General features: G+C 45.6%; 12 protein-coding genes and 2 pseudogenes. 10 read left to right on the plus strand and 4 right to left on the minus strand.

The features are described 5' to 3' along the window. A pseudogene (locus tag JCM15548_RS09825) lies at positions 1-262 on the minus strand (NAD-dependent dehydratase); the annotation flags it as partial. A 60-nt stretch (positions 263-322) separates the two neighbouring features. Further along, positions 323-2009, minus strand: a pseudogene (gene ggt / locus JCM15548_RS26290) (gamma-glutamyltransferase). 222 nt (positions 2010-2231) lie between these two features. Between ggt and JCM15548_RS09835 the strand changes: the two are divergent. Genes JCM15548_RS09835 through JCM15548_RS09850 form a run of 4 tightly spaced genes read left to right on the plus strand, consistent with a single transcriptional unit; the run spans position 2232 to position 10863 of the window. Continuing rightward, positions 2232-3935, plus strand: a complete 1704-nt coding sequence (locus JCM15548_RS09835; protein ID WP_062124839.1) for a hypothetical protein — start codon at positions 2232-2234, stop codon at positions 3933-3935. Positions 3936-3979: 44 nt separating this feature from the next. Further along, entirely contained in the window at positions 3980-7693 is a 3714-nt protein-coding gene (locus tag JCM15548_RS09840) for a hypothetical protein (RefSeq protein ID WP_062124841.1), read from the plus strand. Beyond that, a complete protein-coding gene (locus JCM15548_RS09845; protein WP_062124843.1) occupies positions 7690-8739 on the plus strand; it encodes a hypothetical protein in 1050 nt (349 codons plus the stop codon). The genes JCM15548_RS09840 and JCM15548_RS09845 overlap by 4 nt, the downstream gene beginning before the upstream one ends. A gap of 24 nt (positions 8740-8763) precedes the next feature. Next, positions 8764-10863 carry a fibronectin type III domain-containing protein gene (locus JCM15548_RS09850; RefSeq protein WP_157482623.1) on the plus strand — a complete coding sequence of 700 codons (2100 nt, stop codon included), beginning with the start codon at positions 8764-8766 and terminating at the stop codon, positions 10861-10863. A gap of 16 nt (positions 10864-10879) precedes the next feature. On the opposite strand, the gene JCM15548_RS23660 is transcribed toward JCM15548_RS09850, so the two are convergent. Together JCM15548_RS23660 and JCM15548_RS23665 are read right to left on the minus strand one after the other, a co-directional pair. Then, positions 10880-11581, minus strand: coding sequence for a metallophosphoesterase (locus JCM15548_RS23660; RefSeq protein WP_227625664.1), 702 nt, complete (start codon positions 11579-11581; stop codon positions 10880-10882). Continuing rightward, positions 11578-12147, minus strand: a complete 570-nt coding sequence (locus JCM15548_RS23665) for a hypothetical protein (RefSeq protein WP_227625665.1) — start codon at positions 12145-12147, stop codon at positions 11578-11580. The genes JCM15548_RS23660 and JCM15548_RS23665 overlap by 4 nt, the downstream gene beginning before the upstream one ends. Before the next feature lie 285 nt (positions 12148-12432). On the opposite strand from JCM15548_RS23665, the gene JCM15548_RS09860 reads away from it, so the two are divergent. The 6 genes from JCM15548_RS09860 (at position 12433) to JCM15548_RS09885 (ending at position 21488) form a co-directional block, all read left to right on the plus strand. Then, positions 12433-12852 carry a hypothetical protein gene (locus JCM15548_RS09860; protein ID WP_157482625.1) on the plus strand — a complete coding sequence of 140 codons (420 nt, stop codon included), beginning with the start codon at positions 12433-12435 and terminating at the stop codon, positions 12850-12852. Between the two features lie 34 nt (positions 12853-12886). After that, the gene (locus JCM15548_RS09865) at positions 12887-13819 is read left to right on the plus strand and encodes a DUF3137 domain-containing protein (protein WP_062124849.1); all 933 of its coding nucleotides are present in this window, start codon (positions 12887-12889) and stop codon (positions 13817-13819) included. Between the two features lie 234 nt (positions 13820-14053). Continuing rightward, positions 14054-18853 carry a RecQ family ATP-dependent DNA helicase gene (locus JCM15548_RS09870; RefSeq protein WP_062124925.1) on the plus strand — a complete coding sequence of 1600 codons (4800 nt, stop codon included), beginning with the start codon at positions 14054-14056 and terminating at the stop codon, positions 18851-18853. Between the two features lie 586 nt (positions 18854-19439). After that, complete coding sequence (locus JCM15548_RS09875) at positions 19440-20138, plus strand: LytR/AlgR family response regulator transcription factor (RefSeq protein ID WP_062124851.1); 699 nt, start codon at positions 19440-19442, stop codon at positions 20136-20138. 280 nt (positions 20139-20418) lie between these two features. Further along, complete coding sequence (locus tag JCM15548_RS09880; RefSeq protein ID WP_062124853.1) at positions 20419-20637, plus strand: hypothetical protein; 219 nt, start codon at positions 20419-20421, stop codon at positions 20635-20637. An 86-nt stretch (positions 20638-20723) separates the two neighbouring features. After that, positions 20724-21488: a hypothetical protein gene (locus JCM15548_RS09885; protein WP_062124855.1), complete on the plus strand. Its 765-nt coding sequence runs from the start codon at positions 20724-20726 to the stop codon at positions 21486-21488. Positions 21489-21522: the final 34 nt, after the last annotated feature.

Raw genomic sequence — 21522 nt, forward strand, 5'->3', positions numbered from 1 at the left:
AACCCATAAACAATTCATAGTCCCGCTTAACATCCTCCTCAGTAAAAGCAATCCAATTGACCACCACATCCCACTCATAGCCGTCCACCACTCTTTTTACCGCATTTAAATCGGAATGATCTGCAACCAGTGTCCTGGCTCCGGGAATTTCCGATCTGTTGGTACCGCGATTTAGCAGATACAAATCCATGCCCATTTCAATGGCCAGACGACTTGAGGCCGTGCTGATATTCCCTGTCCCTCCAATGTAAAGAATCTTCATAATTTGATATTTTTATAAAAGCCCAAATTCCACTTAAAACAAAACTGTCAGTCGGCCTGCTTAGTACCCCGCTGCCTGCCCATCTTTTCTCGATTCTGAGGCGCCATAATAAACTTTGTTTTTTTCATCCCACAGAATGGCCTGATAGCCTCCATAGCCTCCCATATCGTATTTTACCTGGTGCCCTTTTTGCATCAAGCCCCGGATGACTTCATAATCAAAACCGGTCTCCAAATTGATCCATCCGCCATCTTTCATTTGGTATCCGGTAGGTTCAGACGACTTTACATGCTGAATTCTGGGCGCATCGCCGGCTTCCTGCAATCCCATCCCAAAATCGATGAGATTAACAACCATTTGCACATGTCCCTGTGGCTGCATGCCGCCACCCATTACGCCAAAGCTCACCCAGGGCTTTCCGTCTTTGGTAATAAAACTTGGAATAATCGTGTGAAACGGCCTTTTCCCAGGTTCATATACGTTGAAGTGACCTTCTTCCAAACTAAATAGTTCTCCTCTATCCTGAAGGACAAAGCCCAAACCTGTGGGTGTCATTCCGCTTCCCATTCCACGATAATTGCTTTGAATCAGTGAGACCATATTTCCTTCCTCATCCGCCACCGTCAGATAAATGGTTTCTCCGTGACCGAAGTCGCCAGATGGATAGGAGCTGGCAGAACGGTTCATGTCGATCAGCTTATTCCTTTCCCTGGCATATTCCTTGGAAATCAATTGGTCAATGGGAAGCTGGTTAAAATCAGGGTCGGCATAGAATTTAGCCCGGTCCTCATAAGCCAGTTTTTTGGCTTCCGTGAATAAATGCAAATAATCGATGCTTCCAAAGCCCATGGCTTTAATATCATAAAGTTCCAGGATGTTCAGAATTTGCAAAGCCGCAATCCCCTGTCCGCTAGGCGGTAACTCCCACACATCGTATCCCCGGTAATTGGTAGAAACAGGTTCCACCCATTCCGATGTATGAGAAGCCAGGTCCTCATAGGAAAGAAATCCCCCCTGCTCTTTGATATAGGCGTCGATTGTTTTGGCGATAGATCCTTTATAAAATTCATCCTGCCTTTTTGGGCAATCAGTTCCAGGGTATTCGCAAGCGCAGGGTTTCTAAAAATTTCGCCCTTGGCCGGAATTTTTCCATCCGGCATATAGGTTTCTTTAAATCCGGCAAACTCCTGTAGAACATGCGCACTTCGTTCCAGATAATAGGCGATGAGTTCAGATACCGGGAATCCTTCTCTGGCATATTTTATGGTTGGGGCAAGTATTTTTTCCATTGACATAGACCCAAATTTACGGTGCATTTCGAACCAGCCGTCCACACATCCCGGCACTGAAACGGGAAGCGGCCCCAGTGCAGGAATGCTTTCATAGCCATTTTCCAGAAAATAATGGAGGGTTAGAGATTGGGGTGAACGGCCACTGGCATTAAGGCCATATAGTTTTTCAGACTTTGCATCCCAAATGATGGCAAATAAATCACCCCCACACCGCTGCCAGTTGGCTCAACCAGTCCCAGCATCGCATTGGCAGCAATGGCCGCGTCAATGGCATTTCCACCAGCTTTTAAAATATCAAGAGCAACCTGTGTCGCAAATGGCTGGCTGGTCGCCGCCATTCCGTGTTGAGCAATGACATCCGAACGGGTAGCAAAACTTTTGCCGGTGACCCTGTCCTGAGCGAAAAGACTGCCGAATAAGGTAAAGCCTGCGAATAGCAGAATGAATGCTTTCATGGTTGAGTGCTTGAAGTTAAAATTTGATAACAAGATAATAAGAATCCCCTTCACCTCCCAGTCCAATCCAAACTATCGTTTTTTTATCGGATAAAAACCCTCCTTCATCAAAAGAAATCAGGATTTCTGCAACCATCATTCGGTTGAAACGTTAAAATTTATATACTTTTAGGACAAGTTTATCCTAAATGTTAAAGTTTTAAAAAACCAAAACCGATACTTATGTACAAAACCAAACCCTTTGTATGGCTAGGTCTGCTTTGTTTTTCCCTAACCACAACAGCCGTAGGAGAATCGCCTCCGCTGGTGAATTTTTCTGGTCAGGTGGGCCTCTTTTACGATGGCTACAATTACGCGGAAGAAAATTACGACAGCTTTCGCCCCAGGTACCCGGACCATCTTCTGCGCTTCTCTGCGCATGCGACTTTTAGCGCCGGTAAATACTTCTCCATGCCCTTTGGCATCGACATCACCAATCAGAAAACCAATTATCGCCTGCCTAATTTGCCGGAAGAACGATTTATCGATTACATTCAGAATCCCCGCAACAATGTCAGCGTTAACCCCACTTACAAATGGGCCCAGGCCTTTTTAGGGACGCAAACGCCCGCCTATTCGCCACTGACAACGGGGGATATTCCTATTTTCGGACTGGGCCTGGAGTTGACTCCCGGGAACTTCCTGTTTTCCCTGAACTATGGCAAATCACAAATTGGGATTAATCCGTCCCCTTTTGAGGACATCGCAGGTGCCTATGAGCAATGGATGCTGGCTTCCCGAATTGGCATCGGTCAAGCAGCCGGCACCAAATTTATTTTGCAGATGGTGAAGTTAAGCGACGACCAGCAATCCATCGATTCGAAACCGAATCATACGCAACCTTCAGAGGGCATAACCATTGCCCCGCTCTTACAAATTAAACTGGCCGAGCAATGGCGCTTTTCCACCGAGCTGGCCACGTCGGTCTATACCGACGACCTTTTGGGACCGGATGTGACGCCGGACAATGAGCTGACCTCACTGGCCGAAAGCTTCATCACCGTTAATGCCTCCACCAATGCCGACCTGTCCAATATTACCAGTCTGGAATGGAGGACCGACGCAGCCAGTATTGGCGGCGAGGTCCGTTATATTGGTCCGGGATTTCAACCTGTGGGCTACCGAACCATGGAGCGGGATGTGATCGACTACAACCTCAAAACCAATTTCAGACTGTTCAATAGCAAGGTCTTATTGAGTGGCTCGACGGGTATAAGGACCAACAACCTGGAAAACACCACCATGGAATCGACCAACCGCTTTATTGCCAATGTGAATTTGTTTACCCAGTTATCCAGGGTGGTTTCGGTGAATACCAGCTATTCGAATTTTGGATTCAGAAACAATGTGGCGTTTGATACACTGAAGGTGGAGATGATCCAGAACCTGTTTTCCGTTTCCCCTGCCTTTCAGTTCGACCGGACCAATGCCAGTCACATAATTAATACCGGTGCCTCCTTTCAGTTTTTCGATGAGTACAACATGCACGACGGACAAACGGTGTCGACGGCTTCGCAGACTTTTAATTTGGGTTATAATGTAGCCCTGAAAAGCACCCCGCTTTCGATGGGTGTCATGGGACTGTTGCTCGATAATGAAACGCCGCAGAGCCAGCTCAACCTCTACAATATCGGACTCAATGCCCGGTACCGGCTGTTGGACAAAAAACTGACGCCTTCTCTCCTCTTTTCCTTTTCAGGCATAAAAAGAAATGAGGAAACACCGGACAAGCGAAAACGGTTGAACTTAAAAACAGACTATAAACTCACCCCAAAACTCAATTTTCGTCTGGCCTACACCTGGTCGAACTACCAGTACGGCACCACACGGCCCGATGCCGTGACCAACGAGCACCGGGTTCAATTTTCAGTCGCCCAACGATTTTAAACGAATAGCCTTTAGGCCCCAGGCCTGATATAAAACCAAATCCTATGAGCATTTTACGAATTTTACTTTTATTGGTAGTGACCACCATGACAAGCATGGCTGGTGCACAGGTGCAGGTTTCGCTGAATGTGGATGCCAATCCCACACCGAAAATAGCCGACTGGGTCAACCGCAGCGAAGTAGCCATGTTAACGGTGACCAATACCAATCCGGAACTGGAAGGACTGGAATATAAAACAATGATCACCGTGTCGGTGGACAATCAGGTGGTGGCAGAAACCAAACTGGCGCAGGTGCCGGCCCGACCGCTACCCTTTGGTTCGGAAGTCCTGCTGGCCGATGAGCTGATTCCGTATGAGGCCTTGACCTTCTACGGCAAGACCGCAGAAACCATTGCCCAAACTGGCATGTTGCCTGCCGGGGTATATTCCTTTTGTGTGTCGCTGGTGGATTTAAACAACAAAACCCTATCCACACCGGAAGAGGTTTGTCGCCCCATGTTCATTACCAGCTATCAAACACCGGAACTCATCTATCCGCACAGCAATGCGGCCATACAATCCATGCTCCTTCAGGGAACTGAGTTTGTATGGACCCCCATAACACCTTCACCACCGGCCGATTTGGGCGTGAAATACATCGTAACCATTTCGGAAGTTTACGAGCACCAATCGCCCTCCCAGGCCTTTCTGGCCAATTTCCCACTGGTGGAAGAAGAGGTGATCGGATCGAACCGACTGCTGTGGCCCACCGATTTGGATGTACCCGACGATTCCACCCAATATGTATGGGCCGTTAAGGCGGTCACCATGGACGATGAGCCGTACCACACAGAAAATGCCGGTTTCTCAGCACCGGGCACCTTCCTGGTGCAACCCGATAACCCCATGGCTAAAATGGGTGGTGGCGACGAGGAAGGTGGTGAGAAAAATGGCGGCGAAGAAAATGAGGGACCGCCCGTAACACCCGGAACGCTGGCAGCCAGTGATACGCTGTATGCGGGACTCAACGGTGAATTTGAGGTCCTCGTGAACAATGTGCAGGTGGACAACGGCAAATACACAGGAGAAGGAACGGTCTTTGTCCAATGGCTCAATGCCCGCGTGGAAGTCGCTTTTGACAGCATCGTGGTGGATGTGAACAAGCAACTGGCCGAGGGAAAAATCATTGCGGTCATTCATGAGGATGCCCCGGTTTACCCCGTCCAATGGGCACTGGAAGCCACCGCCAATGTGCCATTCAACAATCAAATAGCCAACAGCATCGTCAATTGGGTGGAAAACACGACGCAACAGACCATCCCCTTTAACAATCTGACAGAATATACCACGCCGGTCAAGGTGCCTTTGGGACTCGTTTTTCCCGATGGAAACGAATTGGCCATCCACGAAATGGCCTTCCAGCCCAACAAATCAGAATTCAATCTGATTGCCGCCAAAGCGGTTCCCCCGTCCTGGGGAACCACGCGTTTGGGATTCAAAGCTACCAACATACGTTTTCACCCCACCAGCATAGAAATGCCACCGGAACGCATTGAATTGGTGGAAGACATCACCCTGGGCAATGCCGGCAACGACATGGTCTTCGTCTTTAAGAAACCCGACACCAACCATCTGGGGTGTTTTATTGAATGGGATGATGATGGCTTCTCGGAATATGGCATAGAGGTGGAAACACTGTTTACACGCGATTGGATGGTGCCCTCACCGGACAATGACCCGAACAAAAAAGTTGCCGCCAGTCTGTCGGCCAACGGCACCGACTGGGACGATCTGATTCTGGGAGGGACCCTGGAAAAAGCCGAAATTGTTGGTGCAGGTGGCATCACCATTCTGGGGGATAGTCTCTACTACGATTTCTCAGATTTTTTAAATCCGCCAGCCATCACCTTCCCCGAAAACTATCCGGGAGATACCACCGAAACCTTTAGAGGTTTCTACATGCAAGCCCTGGAAATGGAAATGCCGGAAGCCTGGCAGACCCAGGCCAACAACCAGCCTAAAATTGCTGTCTATGATATGATCATCGACAACATGGGCATTACCATGCTGGCCGAAGCCACCAGTGTCCTTCAGTTTCCCGATGCCAAGGTGGCCGATCTGATTGCCAGTATTGACACGGTGCATGTGGAACTCATTGCCAACTCGCTCATCGAAGCGGGTGTTAAGGGACGCGTCGGACTGCCGGTCAGTAAAAAGGATTCCATTCAGAATCCGCTGGAATATGTGGCCCTCTTTAACAACCCGCAATTACCCGGCGAGCCGGTCAGCTTTCAGCTCACGGTGTCGCCTACCGGACCGGTCAATGCGCACATGCTCAAGGGTGAACTGGAACTGGCGCAGACCTCCAACATCATGGCGCACATCGAAAAGGACCATAAGACCTTCGACATCGATCTGGATGGGGAATTTAAATGGACCAACATCACCCTGGGACCGGTCAAAAGCGTCAATATGGGATTGAACTTTCAGGGACTGGGCATGAGTTACGACTCAACCAACGCCCTGGAAATGGGCTTCAATATTGGCAGCTGGTCCTTTGCCAGTCCCCAAAAAATGCTGGCCAACTTCCCGGTCACCATCGATGAAATTGACTACACCATGCTGCCGCCTCAGCCGGGACAGCTCATGCGCGGTCGGGTTAATTTTGATGTGATATTTAACCTCACCTCCAATATTGGCGGCATGTCGGGACTGGGTGTTGAGTTTGCCATTGAAAACAATACCGGGGGACAAAAATTCTATCCGCAATACATTGGCACCCAGATAGACTCCATCAGTGTACACGCCAACCTGTCGGCCGTCAACATCAAAGGCGCCATTGGGTTCAGAAACGACGATCCGGTGTATGGCAATGGTTTTATTGGCGAACTCAGCGCTGAATTTAAGGCGGTAGGCATTCAGGTGAGTGCTTTGGCTGAATTTGGCAATACCGCCTACCTAAACAACAATGAAATTTATCGTTACTGGCGGGTAGAGGCAGGTGTCGTACTGCCAGCTCCGGGTGTGGTATTTATGCCGGGCGTAGCCTTCAGAGGCTTTGGCGGCGGCGCCTTTTACAATATGGAGGCGGCCCTTTCGGGCACTACCTATAATTTCACACCCCAAAAATCGTCCCTCGGCTTTAGAGCCATGGCCACGTTGGCCACAACGCCCAAAGAAGATGGCTTCAATGCCGATGTGGGATTGCTCGGACAGTTTTCGACCAGTGGCGGACTCACTTACATTGCCTTTACGGGCGACTTTTGGGTGGGGGCTGACCTGACGAGTGCTTCCCGCGCTAAAGCCAAAATTGATGGCAACTTGTCGGCCGCCTACAACTTTCCCGACAGGCACTTCAACTTCTCAACCAACGTGAATGTGAATGCGCCACCCATTACAACGCCGAGTCCGGTCAACATGGTGCTCGACATCGATGGCAAAAACAACCAGTGGTACTTTAAATTTGGAGAGCCCCAAAACCTGAATATGGTCCGCATTCTGGGTGTTAACCTCTATGAATACCTGATGTTTGGTAATCACATTCCCACGCCCAACGGCTTTACACCGACCTTCCGGAATGCCTATCACGGAGCGGTTGGTCACTACCCCGGCGGTAGCGTCGGCAATGGTGGTGTTGGCGGTGCCACACAAACGGGATCCGGTTTTGCACTGGGTGTTGGGTTCATGTTCGATAAAAGCGATCAAAAACACCTCACCGGTAATTACTACCTGGCCTACCAGTTGGGCGCCGGCGCGGAACTCCACCTGGCTTCATGAATTACAGTGGCAGTTGCAATGGTTACGACCCCATTGGTATTAATGGATGGCGAGCCAGTGGCGGATTGGGCTTTTATGGTACGGCAGGTGCTCAGGTGAAACGCATTGGAGGCACCCTGAAAGACAAGACCTGGAATCTGGCCAGTCTGGCAGCCGGTGCCTGGATATATGGCGAATTCCCCAACCCCTACTATGCAGCCGGTGCCATATCGGGACATGCCAATATCTTTAAAGTAATCGATGTGAGTTTCCATAAGGAATTTGAAGTAGGCGCCCAGTGCGGAAACGCCGCTGTAGGCGGCGCAGCTCCTGTCCAGCAAGGCGATGTGGCCGCCGATCAGCAGCAGAAGTTGATTCAGTATGTCAATCCCTCACAGAGCTACAACTTCCCGGTAGAGACGCCTCTTGCGGTGAAGTTTGGACTGATTCCCGATGAAGTATTTGACGTATCTGAACAACAAGCCAACGGAACCATTTTGAACCGCACCTTCAAAATGGTAGTAACGCCCAACTTGCAGGTCAAAGATGAGAACGACAACTGGAGTGTGGTCGGGCTGAATTCGACTCAGAACAATCTGGGTGAATTTTTGTATACTGTAATGGGCTCTCTCAATGAGATGCAACAACCATTAATGCCAGCCACCAATGTCTCAACTGGCGGATCAGGTTCAGGGACCGGAACGGGATCCATGCCTGCTTTTAACACCATGGTGTTCCAAAACATAGCGAACGGAGGATCAACACCATCCGGAGAAACTTCTGGCGGACTGGCCACGGGTGGTCTTGGACTGTCACTGGCTTATCCGGTAGAGCCACCGCCGCCATCCTATGGCGATTTGCCGCCAACGCCCGCGCCACCAGTCAATAATCTGGAGGACGACAAGAGTTACCGCTTTGTGGTAACAGCCACCTTAAAGGAATATAAAAACGGCAATTGGGTGGATGCCCTTAAGAATAATGGAACCCCGGTCACGCAAACAGTTCAAAAAAACTTTAGAACCGGTCCCATGGAGATCGTCCAACAAACATTTCAATTGAGCATGTAACCCTAACCAGAAAAACTAATACATATGATACATACAACTAGATACTTGTTAATAATATGCTTCATCGCCCTCTCTTTTTCCCAAAAGACGGTGGCACAAGAAGAAGCATTTTCGGCCACCATCCAAATACGTGGTCGCTATGTGGAAGGCACTGGCATTGAATTGCGGTACTTTCCCGACCGGCGCGCCGTTCTTTTGAACGGTCTGCAAAGGGGTCTTGTGCTTGAAAGAGCGGTGGGCAATGGCGAATTTGAGGAATTGGCCCTTCTGCAGCCCTATAGTGACCAGCAATGGGAAACAGCCATTGCGGCGGCTGAGACCGATTCCGAAACCCAGGACTATCTGGATCTAGCCTATCATTTTCTGCAGTCGGCCACCACTCCCTCGGGCGGTAACTTCAGTTTTGAGGAGGGCATCAGCGAAATGCGCCAGCAAAGAGCCGATGAAGATTTTGAGTATGCCGTTTTTGTCCTCTCCGCCGTTCGTGAAGCCCAGGTGGCCGAAGCACTGGCCCTGAGCTATACCGACAGTGATGTGCAGCCAGGCGCCACCTATACTTACCGGGTAAGACCGGTTGAGGAGCACCCGCTTTACCGGGTGAATCCCGCGCCTTTTACCATGGAAGCGGTGGTGGACAATGAAGCGTACCAAAACGAAGTTTACGTGTACGAGGGAGATACCGAGTTGAACTTTGCCTGGGAAGAAACGGAGCACCTGAGTGGTTATTTTGTGGAGCGGCGGGCTCCCGGAGAAACAGATTTCACACCCCTTAACGAGGCGCCCCTCTATAATTTGAGCGGACAGCTCAATTATGAAAACGCCAGAGGTAGCTACCGCGAAGAGGATCTGGTCAATTACCAGACCTACACCTACCGCTTTTATGCCAGCAATCTGTATGGCGAGCGGGTGCTGGTCGACGAGGTGAAGGCCATGCCGCGAGATCGCACGCCTCCGGAACAGCCCTATCTGGAAAAACCCGAGCATGTAGCACCGCGTGAGGTACTGGTGAAGTGGCAGATGAATGAAAATCCGGCAGAAGACCTCATGGGCTTTGCCGTGGCCCGATCCGATGCGCCTGAAGGAGATTTCCGTTTATTGCATAACGAATTATTGCCGGCAGCAACCCGCACATTCACCGACACTTCCTTTGTGGAAGGCGCCAGAAATTATTACGTGGTTCAGGCGGTGGACACCGCCTTCAACGTCAGCTCTTCCTTTCCGGTGGCCGTGACTTTAATAGATACCGTACCACCGGTCCAGCCCATTATTGAATCGGGCGTGATCGATTCATTGGGGGTTGTGACCCTGACCATGACCCAAAATCCCGAAAGGGATTTAATGGGCTACCGTATTTTCAGGGCCAATGATCCCGAACACGAATTCTCGGTTATCCGCGAAGGCTTTTTAGAGATCGATTCGATGGAACAGCAGGTGCAGCTGGTCTTTACCGACACGGTGACACTTAATTCACTGACACCCGCCATTTATTACCGGGCCAGAGCCCTTGATTTCAACCACAACCAATCAGAGTTTTCGGACATCCTGCGCGTGGAGCGTCCCGATACCATTGCCCCCACCACGCCTGTATTCAAGCGTCTGGTCAATAGCACCGACCAAATAGACTTATACTTTGCCTTGAGCGAGAGCGAGGATGTGGTGGAGCAGATCCTTTACAGAAAGACGTCGATAGAAGCCCCCTGGATGGCATACGCTACCATAGCAGCACCGCAAACGCAGTTTACCGACACTGAAGTGGAACAAGGAACCACCTATTATTACTCCATGAGGGCGCGGGACAACAGCGGTAACTTTTCGACTTATGCCCATCCGGTCTTTGGAAAGGCCTATGACAATGGGGTGCGTGAAGTGGTTAGCGATTTAACGCTGACCGAGGAAGAAGGTACCATCACCCTGAACTGGGCTTATGAAGGTATGAACGAAGACACCTTCTTTGTCATTTACCGAACCGACAATCAGGGCAGACTAAAAACGCACCGACGTGCTGAAGGACTGAGCTTTTCGGAGCCGCTCAGAGGTGAGGGACCATTGAGCTATGCTGTTAGGACGCACACCACGGATGGTGGGCAATCGCCCATGAGTGAGGTGGTGACTTATGAACCTTAGTGAATAACTAATCGAATTATGCTTTCAAGGGCTCGGTACCAACCGGGCCCTTTCTTAATTCTATGATGGTAATTTCAGGTGGCATTCCCACGCGGGCTGGCAAGCCATGGTAGCCCAGTCCGCGATTCACGTATAAGAACTTATTGCCTTCGCGGTAGATGCCGGCCCAGCGTTTTTGGATGTATTGTGCGGGACTCCATTTAAAATCGCCCTTCTCAATGCCAAACTGCATGCCATGCGTGTGACCTGCCAAGGTCAGGTCGAAGAAGTCCTGTGGCAATATCTGCTTATCCCAATGGTCGGGATCGTGCGACATCAACAAATTAAAAGGCTGATCTTTGAGACCTTGGGAGGCCATATTCAAATCACCCTTGCGTGGCTGTGAGGCGGTTCCCCAGTTCTCGACCCCTCCCAGCCCAATGGAATCACCCTTGCGGTTTAGTACAAGGGATTCATTGCGCAGTAGGGTAAATCCAATCTTGCGGTGCCCATCCACAATACCCGCGAAATTGGCCTCTTTCTGAGCCTTTGACGACCAGCGGCTATAATTGCCATAATCGTGGTTGCCGAGTATGGAGTATTTACCCATGGGCGCCTTCAATTCAGCGAAAATCGTTTCCCAGCCGTTGACCTCCTCGGCAAAATTATTGACCAGGTCACCCGTAAAAAGAATCATATCGGGCTGCTCGGCATTAACCAGTTTAACAGCCTCTCTCAAGGATCCCGGTTATCGCCAAAACTGCCAATGTGCAAATCCGATATTTGAGCGATGCGCATCCCATCAAAGCCATCCGGCAAATTGGGGAAGGACAAGCGAAGGTGGCGGGTATAGAAAGCAAAGCGACCCTGAAAAGCACCAAAGAGCAAGGAGACAAAAGGAGCCGTAGCCATGATAATGCCCATCTGACTCAAAAACTTGCGTCGCGTAATCCGCGGGTAATGGTGCACCTTCTCCTCCGGCTTTCGACGCTTTCTGTTAACCATGAGCTGCAAAGCACTGAAACCGGTATAAAAAAACTTCGCGATATAAACCATTAAGAAGAAGAGCAGAAACCAACCAAAATCCACATAAATCTGTGCAGAATCCGTAGTCGGCATCCGCCATCCCATATGAATAAAACCAATAATGGACGTCAAAGGCATCAGTCCGAAAAGAAAAAGGGCAGACAGTTTTCCGGTCAGATGGTTAAAAAGGTCGCTCTTCCGCCACCTCCAAAACAGATAGGCGTCAATCATCACCACCAACACCACCATCAACCAAACCAACTCAAAATGAAACTTCATTATCAATCCTTTATATAAATCTGGCAACTACCCCTCTATACTAAAATCGCCGCTGCAAAGTTACAACAACCGCACCATCAGCGTGCTAATTATAGTTAATGTTTCCAAATAGCCCGGAAGTAGTTATGGGGCAAAAAAAGAGATGCGGGACCATATATGTATGAAATGACTGGCAACATTCAAGCATAAAATTCAAAAAGTTGTATTTGAGATTAAAAAATAATGCTACTTTTGAAAACATCCACGCACCTGAAGACAAACATGCATAACCTTAAAAGCGCCCAGATGAACCTAACTCCAATCCTTCCACGACCCAAAGCCACCTCCCCAAGACATATGTATGTTTTGAAAATATCAGTACTATTGCTTGGTTTGTCATTTTTCTCATGCACACCTATACGCTATTTAAGTGAACCTGTTTACCAATCTCTGGACATTGGTTTAGACCATGAAGGGTTTTCACCAGCGTGTGCAGGTTGCCCGCAAAATTTCATTTTTGACTATGATGTCAATATGACCAGCACGTGGGAATATTTTGACTTCACAACGGGTAAAACATTTGAATATACAGTTAAAAACAATAAATCAGGGAAAGGGATACAGGTGCAAAGCACTGATGATATTAACACTGCTCTATCACAAATAAAAGAACAATTACTCGTGGAAAACGGTCAAATAAGCATTTCCAAACTATTAGAAAATTGATTTCAAACCCTATTCAACCCATTTTACCCAAAACATGAAAACGCCCCCAAAAAGTTTTGATGAAATCTTTGAGAAGATTTCTCCCAATCTGCAGCTATTAGAGGAAGTAAGAAAAAATAGAGCGAAGGATATTCTGCTATGGGAAATATTAGGCATAACGTCTTTGGCGCTTATTTTTTTGGTCTTTAATTTGGGGCTATACTTTTTAGGGGCCATTATTATTTTGTTTATCCTATACTGTGTGGGAATGGTTTTTGAAAAACTGGATGTTGCCACAAAAGATTTGGCTCCCAAGTTCAAAAAGACGGTCATACTGGCGTTACTGGACTATTTTTATGATCATGTAGAATACATTCCCAATCAGCGAATGAGCATTCATTTATTGAACAAAAGTCTCTTAATCAGAAAATTCGTTTATAAGCATTGGGGAGAAGATTTCATTACTTGCAGAATTGGCCATACGGATGTGTATTTTTCTGAAATTGAAACCTTTCATTTGAACCAACAGAAATCAACCTTTAGAGGCGTTTTTATTGCAGTCATGTTTAACAAACAGTTCAGCACAAAAACAGTGGTAATCAACCGAAAGGACAGCACCTTATTCAGGAAAGCGAAATTAAACCTCTTTGGGGATATGAAAAAGGCCAACTACGTTAAACTGGAAAGCATTGAATTCAATAAAAATTTTCTGGTAATAGCCGAAGATCAGATTGAAGCACGATTTAAGCTTACCCCCGCACTGATGGAAATGATGCTGGCCTATAAGAAAAAACTTAACACAACGGTCTCTTTTTCTTTTATTGAGAACTACCTCTATATTACGATACAGTCAGACAAAAATCTCTTTGAACCTCGTCTACTTAAACCTTTAAACGATAAAAAGTTTATCGAAAACAATTATCTCTATCTCGACCTGTTAACCACAGTGGTAAAGGATTTGGATCTAAACACACGCATATGGCTATAATTAAACCAGTTGACATGCTTCCATACGGCACCTCCGGGTAAATGCAAAAATCCGATTTTAACTTATTGAAATAGTTTTTATCTTGTTGCGAAAAATCAAAACAGGCCCACCTCTCTCCTCATTATCCAGGAAGTGAATGCCTGACACAACCATCACCCATTTGCCACAATGCCTGGTCTGATTCCTTTAAGTGAATGCTATGGGCGATTTATTATCTGGTTTACCATAACTATTATGGATAGAATAGTTTTCATAGATACCGAAATTGACGTAAGAACCAAACGTATACTTGATATTGGAGGTATTGACAACCTCGGAGAACAGTTTCATTCCGGCTCGGCTACCGATTTTTCCAGCTACATTAAGGGTAGTAAGTATCTCTGCGGGCATAATCTGTTAAAACATGATTTACCCCACCTCAAAAAGGCTTTTGGGATTGATTTTGTAGAAACCTCAATCATCGACACCTTGTATTGGTCCCCCCTCCTATTTCCCAAACGCCCCTATCATCACTTGCTAAAAGATGACAAATTACAAACCGATGAGCTCAATAACCCACTCAACGATGCGCTAAAAGCAAAAGACCTCTTTTATGATGAAGTGGCTGCCTTTAAAAAATTGGATGATGAATTAAAGCAAATATTTTACGGACTGCTAAAGGACAGAAAAGAGTTTTCAGGATTTTTCCCATTCGTTGATTATTCCCTTCAAAGGGCAGACCTTAAAGCGCTAATTAAATGGAGATTTAAGTCTCTGCTTTGTTCAAATGTCGAGATAGACAGGCTCATCGAAGATCACCCGATTGAATTGGCCTATGGCCTGTCATTAATCAACACCAAAAGCCGGTATTCCATTACACCTTCCTGGGTCATTAAAAATTACCCTGAAGTGGACCGGGTAATGTATGTATTACGCAGCCATCCTTGCTTAACGGGTTGTCTCTATTGCAACCAGGCCCTGGATGCAAAAATTGGTTTGAAAAAATTCTTTGGGTTTGATGCCTACCGCAGCTATGGCGGAAAACCTTTACAGGAAGAAGCGGTAAAGGCAGCCCTTCTTAACAAGTCTTTTTTGGTGGTGTTCCCGACAGGCGGAGGAAAATCCATCACCTTTCAGGTTCCGGCCTTAATGAGTGGCGAAAATGTGAAAGGACTGACTGTCGTTATTTCTCCGCTTCAATCCTTGATGAAAGACCAGGTTGATAATCTCGAAAAATCAAACATCACAGAGGCTGTTACCATTAATGGACTGCTGGATCCGATAGAAAGAGCCCAATCTTTTGAACGCGTTGAAAACGGGGCTGCTTCCATTTTGTATATCTCTCCGGAATCCTTGCGATCAAAGACCATTGAGCATCTCTTACTGGGGCGGCCCATCGTTCGTTTTGTCATTGATGAAGCCCACTGCTTCTCTTCATGGGGACAGGATTTCCGGGTAGATTACCTTCACATAGGCGATTTCATTAAATCGCTTCAGGAAAAGAAAAACCTTGAGGATCCTATACCGGTGTCCTGTTTTACAGCAACAGCTAAACCAAATGTCATACAGGACATTAAAGATTACTTTCAGGGAAAATTGTCTTTGAATTTAGAGACTTTCAGCTCAAAGGCAACACGGACCAACCTCCAATACAAAGTAATCCCTAAGGAGACAGAAGAAGAAAAGTATAATACGGTCCGCAACCTGCTGGATGGCAAACCATGCCCGGCCATTATATATGTATCCCGAACACGCAGAGCCTTTCAGTTGGCTGAAAAACTAGCAAAGGATGGCTATCTGGCCAGACCCTATCATGGGAAAATGGACAAACAGGAGAAATCTGAAAATCAGGATGCTTTTATTCGGGGAGATATCCGCATCATAGTGGCCACCTCCGCCTTTGGCATGGGCGTGGACAAAAAGGATGTTGGCATGGTCATTCACTATGAAATTTCTGATTCTCTCGAGAATTACGTTCAGGAGGCCGGTCGGGCAGGCCGGGATGAAAATATTACGGCCGACTGCTATGTCCTTTATAATGAAGAAGATTTAAGCAAGCACTTTATTCTACTGAACCAGACCAAGCTCAATATTAAAGAAATACAACAGATATGGAAAGCCATTAAAGACCTTACCCGCTTTCGTCTTGCGGCCTCCAACTCGGCTTTGGAAATTGCCAGAAAGGCCGGGTGGGATGATACGGTGGTTGAAATAGAAACAAGGGTGACAACCGCCATTGCAGCGCTTGAAGAAGCTGGCTATTTGAGACGCGGACAAAATATGCCGCGCATATTTGCCAATAGTATTCTATCCAAAAATGCACAGGAGGCCATTGAAAAGATACACGCCTCAGCCCTTTTTAATGAGAAACAAAAAGAACAGGCTGTCCGCATTATAAAAAAACTGTTTTCAAGCAAAAGCAGGCGGCAGGCGACTGATGAAGCTGCAGAGTCCAGGATTGACTATATCTCTGACCATTTAGGCATTGTTAAAGAAGAGGTTATTAGTGTGGTTAATTTATTGCGCGAAGAAAAAATACTGGCCGACACCAAAGACCTGACGGCCTTTATCAAGCGAGGTGATCAGATCAACCGGTCCCTGTCCATTGTGGTAACGTATCGTAAAATTGAAACCTTTCTGCTTGAACAAATCCATGAACAGGAAAAAATATTTCACATCAAAGAGCTGAATGAACTGGCAGAGCTTCAGGGCTGCACAGAAGTTTCTCCCCATAAACTCAGAACGATCATTAATTTCTGGGCCATAAAAAACTGGATTAAACGGCAAAAGAACGATTATTCAAACAATCATCTTTCAATTGTTGGCAATTATTCACCATCCGAACTCAGGAGCAAATTGGAAAAGCGTCATGAGTTGGCCCGCTTTATTGTGAATTATTTATATGAGAAAAGCCATGAAAACCTTTCCGCTTCCGACCAAAGCAAAGAACAATTATTGGTAGAATTTTCTGTTCACGCCTTAAAACAAGCCTATGAAAGCGGGGCTTCTTTGTTTAAATTGAATGTAAAGATCGAGGATGTGGAGGATGCCTTGTTCTACCTTTCGCGGATAGAGGCCATTAAAATAGAAGGTGGTTTTTTGGTGGTTTACAACAAGCTGAGTTTTGAGCGCTTGGAAACAGATAATAAAAAACGCTATAAAACGGAAGACTATACCAAGCTTAACCAGTTTTATGAGAATAAAGTCCACCAGAGTCATATAGTGGGTGAGTATGCCAAAAAAATGATCCACGACTATAAGGAGGCCCTGCAATTTGTTGAAGATTACTTCCTGCTAAACTACCCCTCGTTTTTAAATAAATATTTTAATGTCAGCCGACAAAAAGAATTGGCCAGAAACATAACCCCCACAAAATTCAGACAACTGTTTGGCGAACTTTCCCCGGCCCAATTAAGCATCATTAAGGATAACACTTCCCGGTATATGGCCGTTGCTGCCGGACCAGGCAGTGGAAAGACCAAAGTCCTTGTCCATAAACTGGCGTCACTACTACTGATGGAGGACGTTAAGCACGAGCAGTTGTTAATGGTGACCTTTTCCAGAGCAGCAGCCACTGAATTTAAAAAAAGGCTCCTGGATTTGATTGGCAACGCGGCTGGTTTTATTGAAATAAAAACCTTCCATTCGTATTGTTTTGACCTGCTGGGAAAAGTAGGTTCCCTCGAAAAATCACAAACCATCATCCGTCGGGCCGTTGAAAGAATTCGGATGAACGACATTGAACAAAACCGGATTAGTAAGGCCGTTTTGGTCATTGATGAAGCTCAGGACATGGATGAATTTGAATTTGAGCTGATCAAGGTCTTAATGGAAAAAAATGAAGAGATGCGGGTGATTGCCGTGGGCGATGATGACCAAAATATTTATGAGTTCAGAGGAGCCAGTTCAAAGCATCTGGAACAGTTTATTCATGAACAACAGGCAAAAAAATATGAGCTCAACGAAAATTTCAGAAGCAAAGTCAACCTGGTGGAATTCACCAATCAATTTGTAAATACCATTGGGCACCGTCTTAAAGAAATTCCGATTGTATCTCACCAAAGTGAAAATGGGACCATCAGAATAGTCCATTATTCGAGCCGTTTCCTGATTCATCCATTGGTGAAAGAGGTATCGTCGGCCGACCTTTCGGGGACTACCTGTATTTTGACGCAAACTAACCATGAAGCATTGCAAATAACAGGCTGGCTTATAAATGAAGGTCTTCCGGCCAGACTCATCCAGACCAACGAGGGCTTTAGTTTTTATCATTTGGCAGAAGTCAGATATTTCGTTGAACAGCTTAAATATTCAGATGATTCATTCACCATTAGTGACCTTATTTGGAAAGGAGCCAAAAGAAAATTGTGGGATAAATATAAGGACAGTGCCAAAATTGATATTTGCATTCATCTGATTAAAGCATTTGAATCGAGTCATCCCAAAAAGAAGTACCAGTCAGATTTTGAAGCCTATATCAGAGAGTCTAAGCTGGAAGACTTCATAAATACCAATATTGAAACGATACACGTTTCAACCATGCATAAGGCAAAAGGGAAAGAATTCGACAATGTTTATCTTATGTTGGATGGGTTTTCTCCGGAAACGGACGAAAAGAAAAGACTCCTATATGTGGCATTAACCAGAGCTAAAAGTAACTTATCGATTCATTTGAACGGTATGTACTTAAATCATATTACTTGCTCTGGCCTTCAACGCTATTATGACCAGGTCGCCTACGAGGAATCCAACCTACTGGTATTGCATTTAACGCATAAGGACATCTGGTTAGATTACTTTATTACGAGGCAACACCTGCTGACAAATCTCAAAAGTGGCGACCAATTGTTTGTTAATAATGAGGGCTGCTTCAATGAAAGCCACAATTGTGTGCTTAAGTTTTCAAATGGCTTTAAGGAAAGTTTAAGCACCTACCTGAAAAAAGGGTATAAACTGACCAACGCTGAAATCAACTTTATGGTATTTTGGCAGAAAGAAGATACCGAAATAGAGGTGAAAGTCATTTTGCCTGAGTTGAAGTTACTTAAGGCTTAAAAATCCATCCCTCATTTGTAGAGTTCCGTTATTCAAGCGATTGTTAAATACAACCCAATGGCCAAACCTTCTTAAATCTCATAATCATACAATTAAAAAATGTTACTGATAAAAGTTTCATCAAAGAGCCAGGACTGTTTGGTGTTATCTTTTTCCACCATTTAACGAATCTTCAGCATATCCCATGATGAATTCCGGCCAAAAAACTAAGGTTTTTACTTATCATATTAATTAAAAATAAAAAATAAAAAACCAACATAACAATAGACCTACATTTACATGATCTCCATCACAAGACCGCAAATGGACAAAAAGCACTTAACCCAAATACTCGGACAAAACAACTCTCCGAATCCACACATGCTATTCAACAGCATTATAAATAACAAGATTCCATTTAAAATTATTGACATTACAACAATTAATTCTTTACTTTCCTGCGAAAAAATTCCAACAGTAGAAAGGTGCAACCGGTAATCATAACAATTAAACCATACACAACAACTGGCTGCTATCTCGCTTATGATAAACTAACCCGCTTTATACTCTTGAACATTCAACACAGAAACCCCAAAAACTCAAAACTATGACACTTAACTGTGTAGCCATAGATGACGACAACCTGGCATTGACCTTGCTAAAGAAATACTGCGGAAAAATACCTTCTCTCAATATGACGGCCACCTTTTCAAATCCGATGGATGGCTTGGCGCACCTCAAACACAACCAACCTGACATCCTCTTCCTGGACATAGACATGCCAGGCATGTCAGGTATTTCCATCGCCCAAAAAGCGACTGAAAAAAGTGAAATAATATTTACCACTGCCTATAGAGACTACGCCTTCGAAGGTTTTCAACTCAATGCGGCCGACTACCTGTTAAAGCCCATCGAATTTGATCAGTTTTTTCAGGCGATCAATAAGGCAAGGGACCGAATTGCCATTGAAAAAATTAAACAGGAGTCCTTCAAAAACGATGATTTCATCATCATTAAAGTGGATTATAAAAATGTAAAAATCCGACTCTCACAAATCCTCTTTATCGAAGCTCTGGATAACTACATTAAAATTCACACGGCCAAAAAGACCTATGTCACCCTTCAAAATTTAAAAGGTATTGGAGAGATACTTAGCCCCCAGAATTTCCTCCGAATTCACAAATCTTACATTGTCTCCTTGTCCAGAATTGACTTCTTCACCAAGGAGCATGTACATATCCAAAGCCATCAAATCCCCATAGGGCGTACGTTTTCAAAGAAAGCACTCGCCTTAATGACAAAGTAGTTTTGTCGTTCGCCAATAATTTCCTGCCGTTAACAACTTTTTACAAAACAGCCCCATTTCTCGCCATAAATTTACTTCTGAAAGCAACCTCAATAGGAGGTTGCTTTTTGAAAAGGGCCATTTTATGCCCCTTTGAAATTTAATCCACATTACCAAAATAAACCTAAAATTCTAGATTATGAACCCAAAGCAGTCGCACCCCTTCTTCGATTCCGGTTAGGATCAAAACTTACTTCAAATCATCAATCATTTATTCAACACACTTTAAAATTATTTAATCATGAAAAAGTTATTATTTGTTTTTGCGGGTCTTTTTATTTCTGCAGGCATGCTTATGGCACAAGGAAACCTATCAAAGGTTAATCAAAGCGGTACCAACCAAGAAGCTACAGTAAACCAGACTGGTGGCTTTATTGAGTCAATGGTGAACCAATCTAATAATGGCAATGAAGCCAAAATAGATCAGCTGAATTATAGCCCCTATCTTCAAATGCATTAAAAGCTGATGTTAAGCAAAGTGGTGTAAAAAACGAAGCCAAGATAGACCAAAAGCATAATGGCAACCTTCCAGACAGAGCTGGTTTGATGGAAGCTTGGGTAAATCAGGCTGGCGACCATAACTCAGCCCTTCAGGTACAGGGACCGGATAAATATGATAAATATTTAGGAGCTAATAAAGCTACCATTAACCAAAGTGGAGATCATAACTATGCTTCTCAACACCAGCTAAGATATTGGAATGAAGCAACCATCAAGCAGTCTGGAAATAACAATACAGCCATGCAGGGACAGGATGCCACTCTCTTACCTGAGGAAGAAGGTAGTGTTAACAAGGCATTGATAGAGCAATCGGGGGACAATAACTTTGCCTCACAGAAACAAGATGGCTGGGACAACAACGCGACCATCAAACAACTTGGTGGCAACAATAATACGGCCACTCAAACTCAAGACAGTTGGGTCAGTGATGCGGACATTTTACAGACCGGTGATCGCAATACAGCTACTCAGGACCAAACAGGCAAGTTAAACTCTGCAAACATCACCCAACGATCCAATTGGAACACAGCAACTCAGACGCAAACTTCTGATGCTAAACGCGGTTCTGGCTATGATCCAATCAACGATGCCATCATCATCCAGCAGGGCGGAAATGGCAACATTGCTACTCAGACTCAAACCTCTCCTGGTGGTGATGTCGTTTTAAACTATGCTTATATCCACCAAAATGGAGCCAACAACCTGGCCACTCAAACTCAGACAGGCTGGAATAATAGTGAAACCACCAATCAGATAGGTAATGGCAATATTGCGAATGTGGTCCAAATAAATCCTCTTCCTCTTCCCTAATTACCTTTTGATACTTTAAGTATTTTTCCCGCAA

The sequence above is a fragment of the Geofilum rubicundum JCM 15548 genome (assembly GCF_000974365.1).
Taxonomy (GTDB): Bacteria; Bacteroidota; Bacteroidia; order Bacteroidales; family Marinilabiliaceae; genus Geofilum; species Geofilum rubicundum.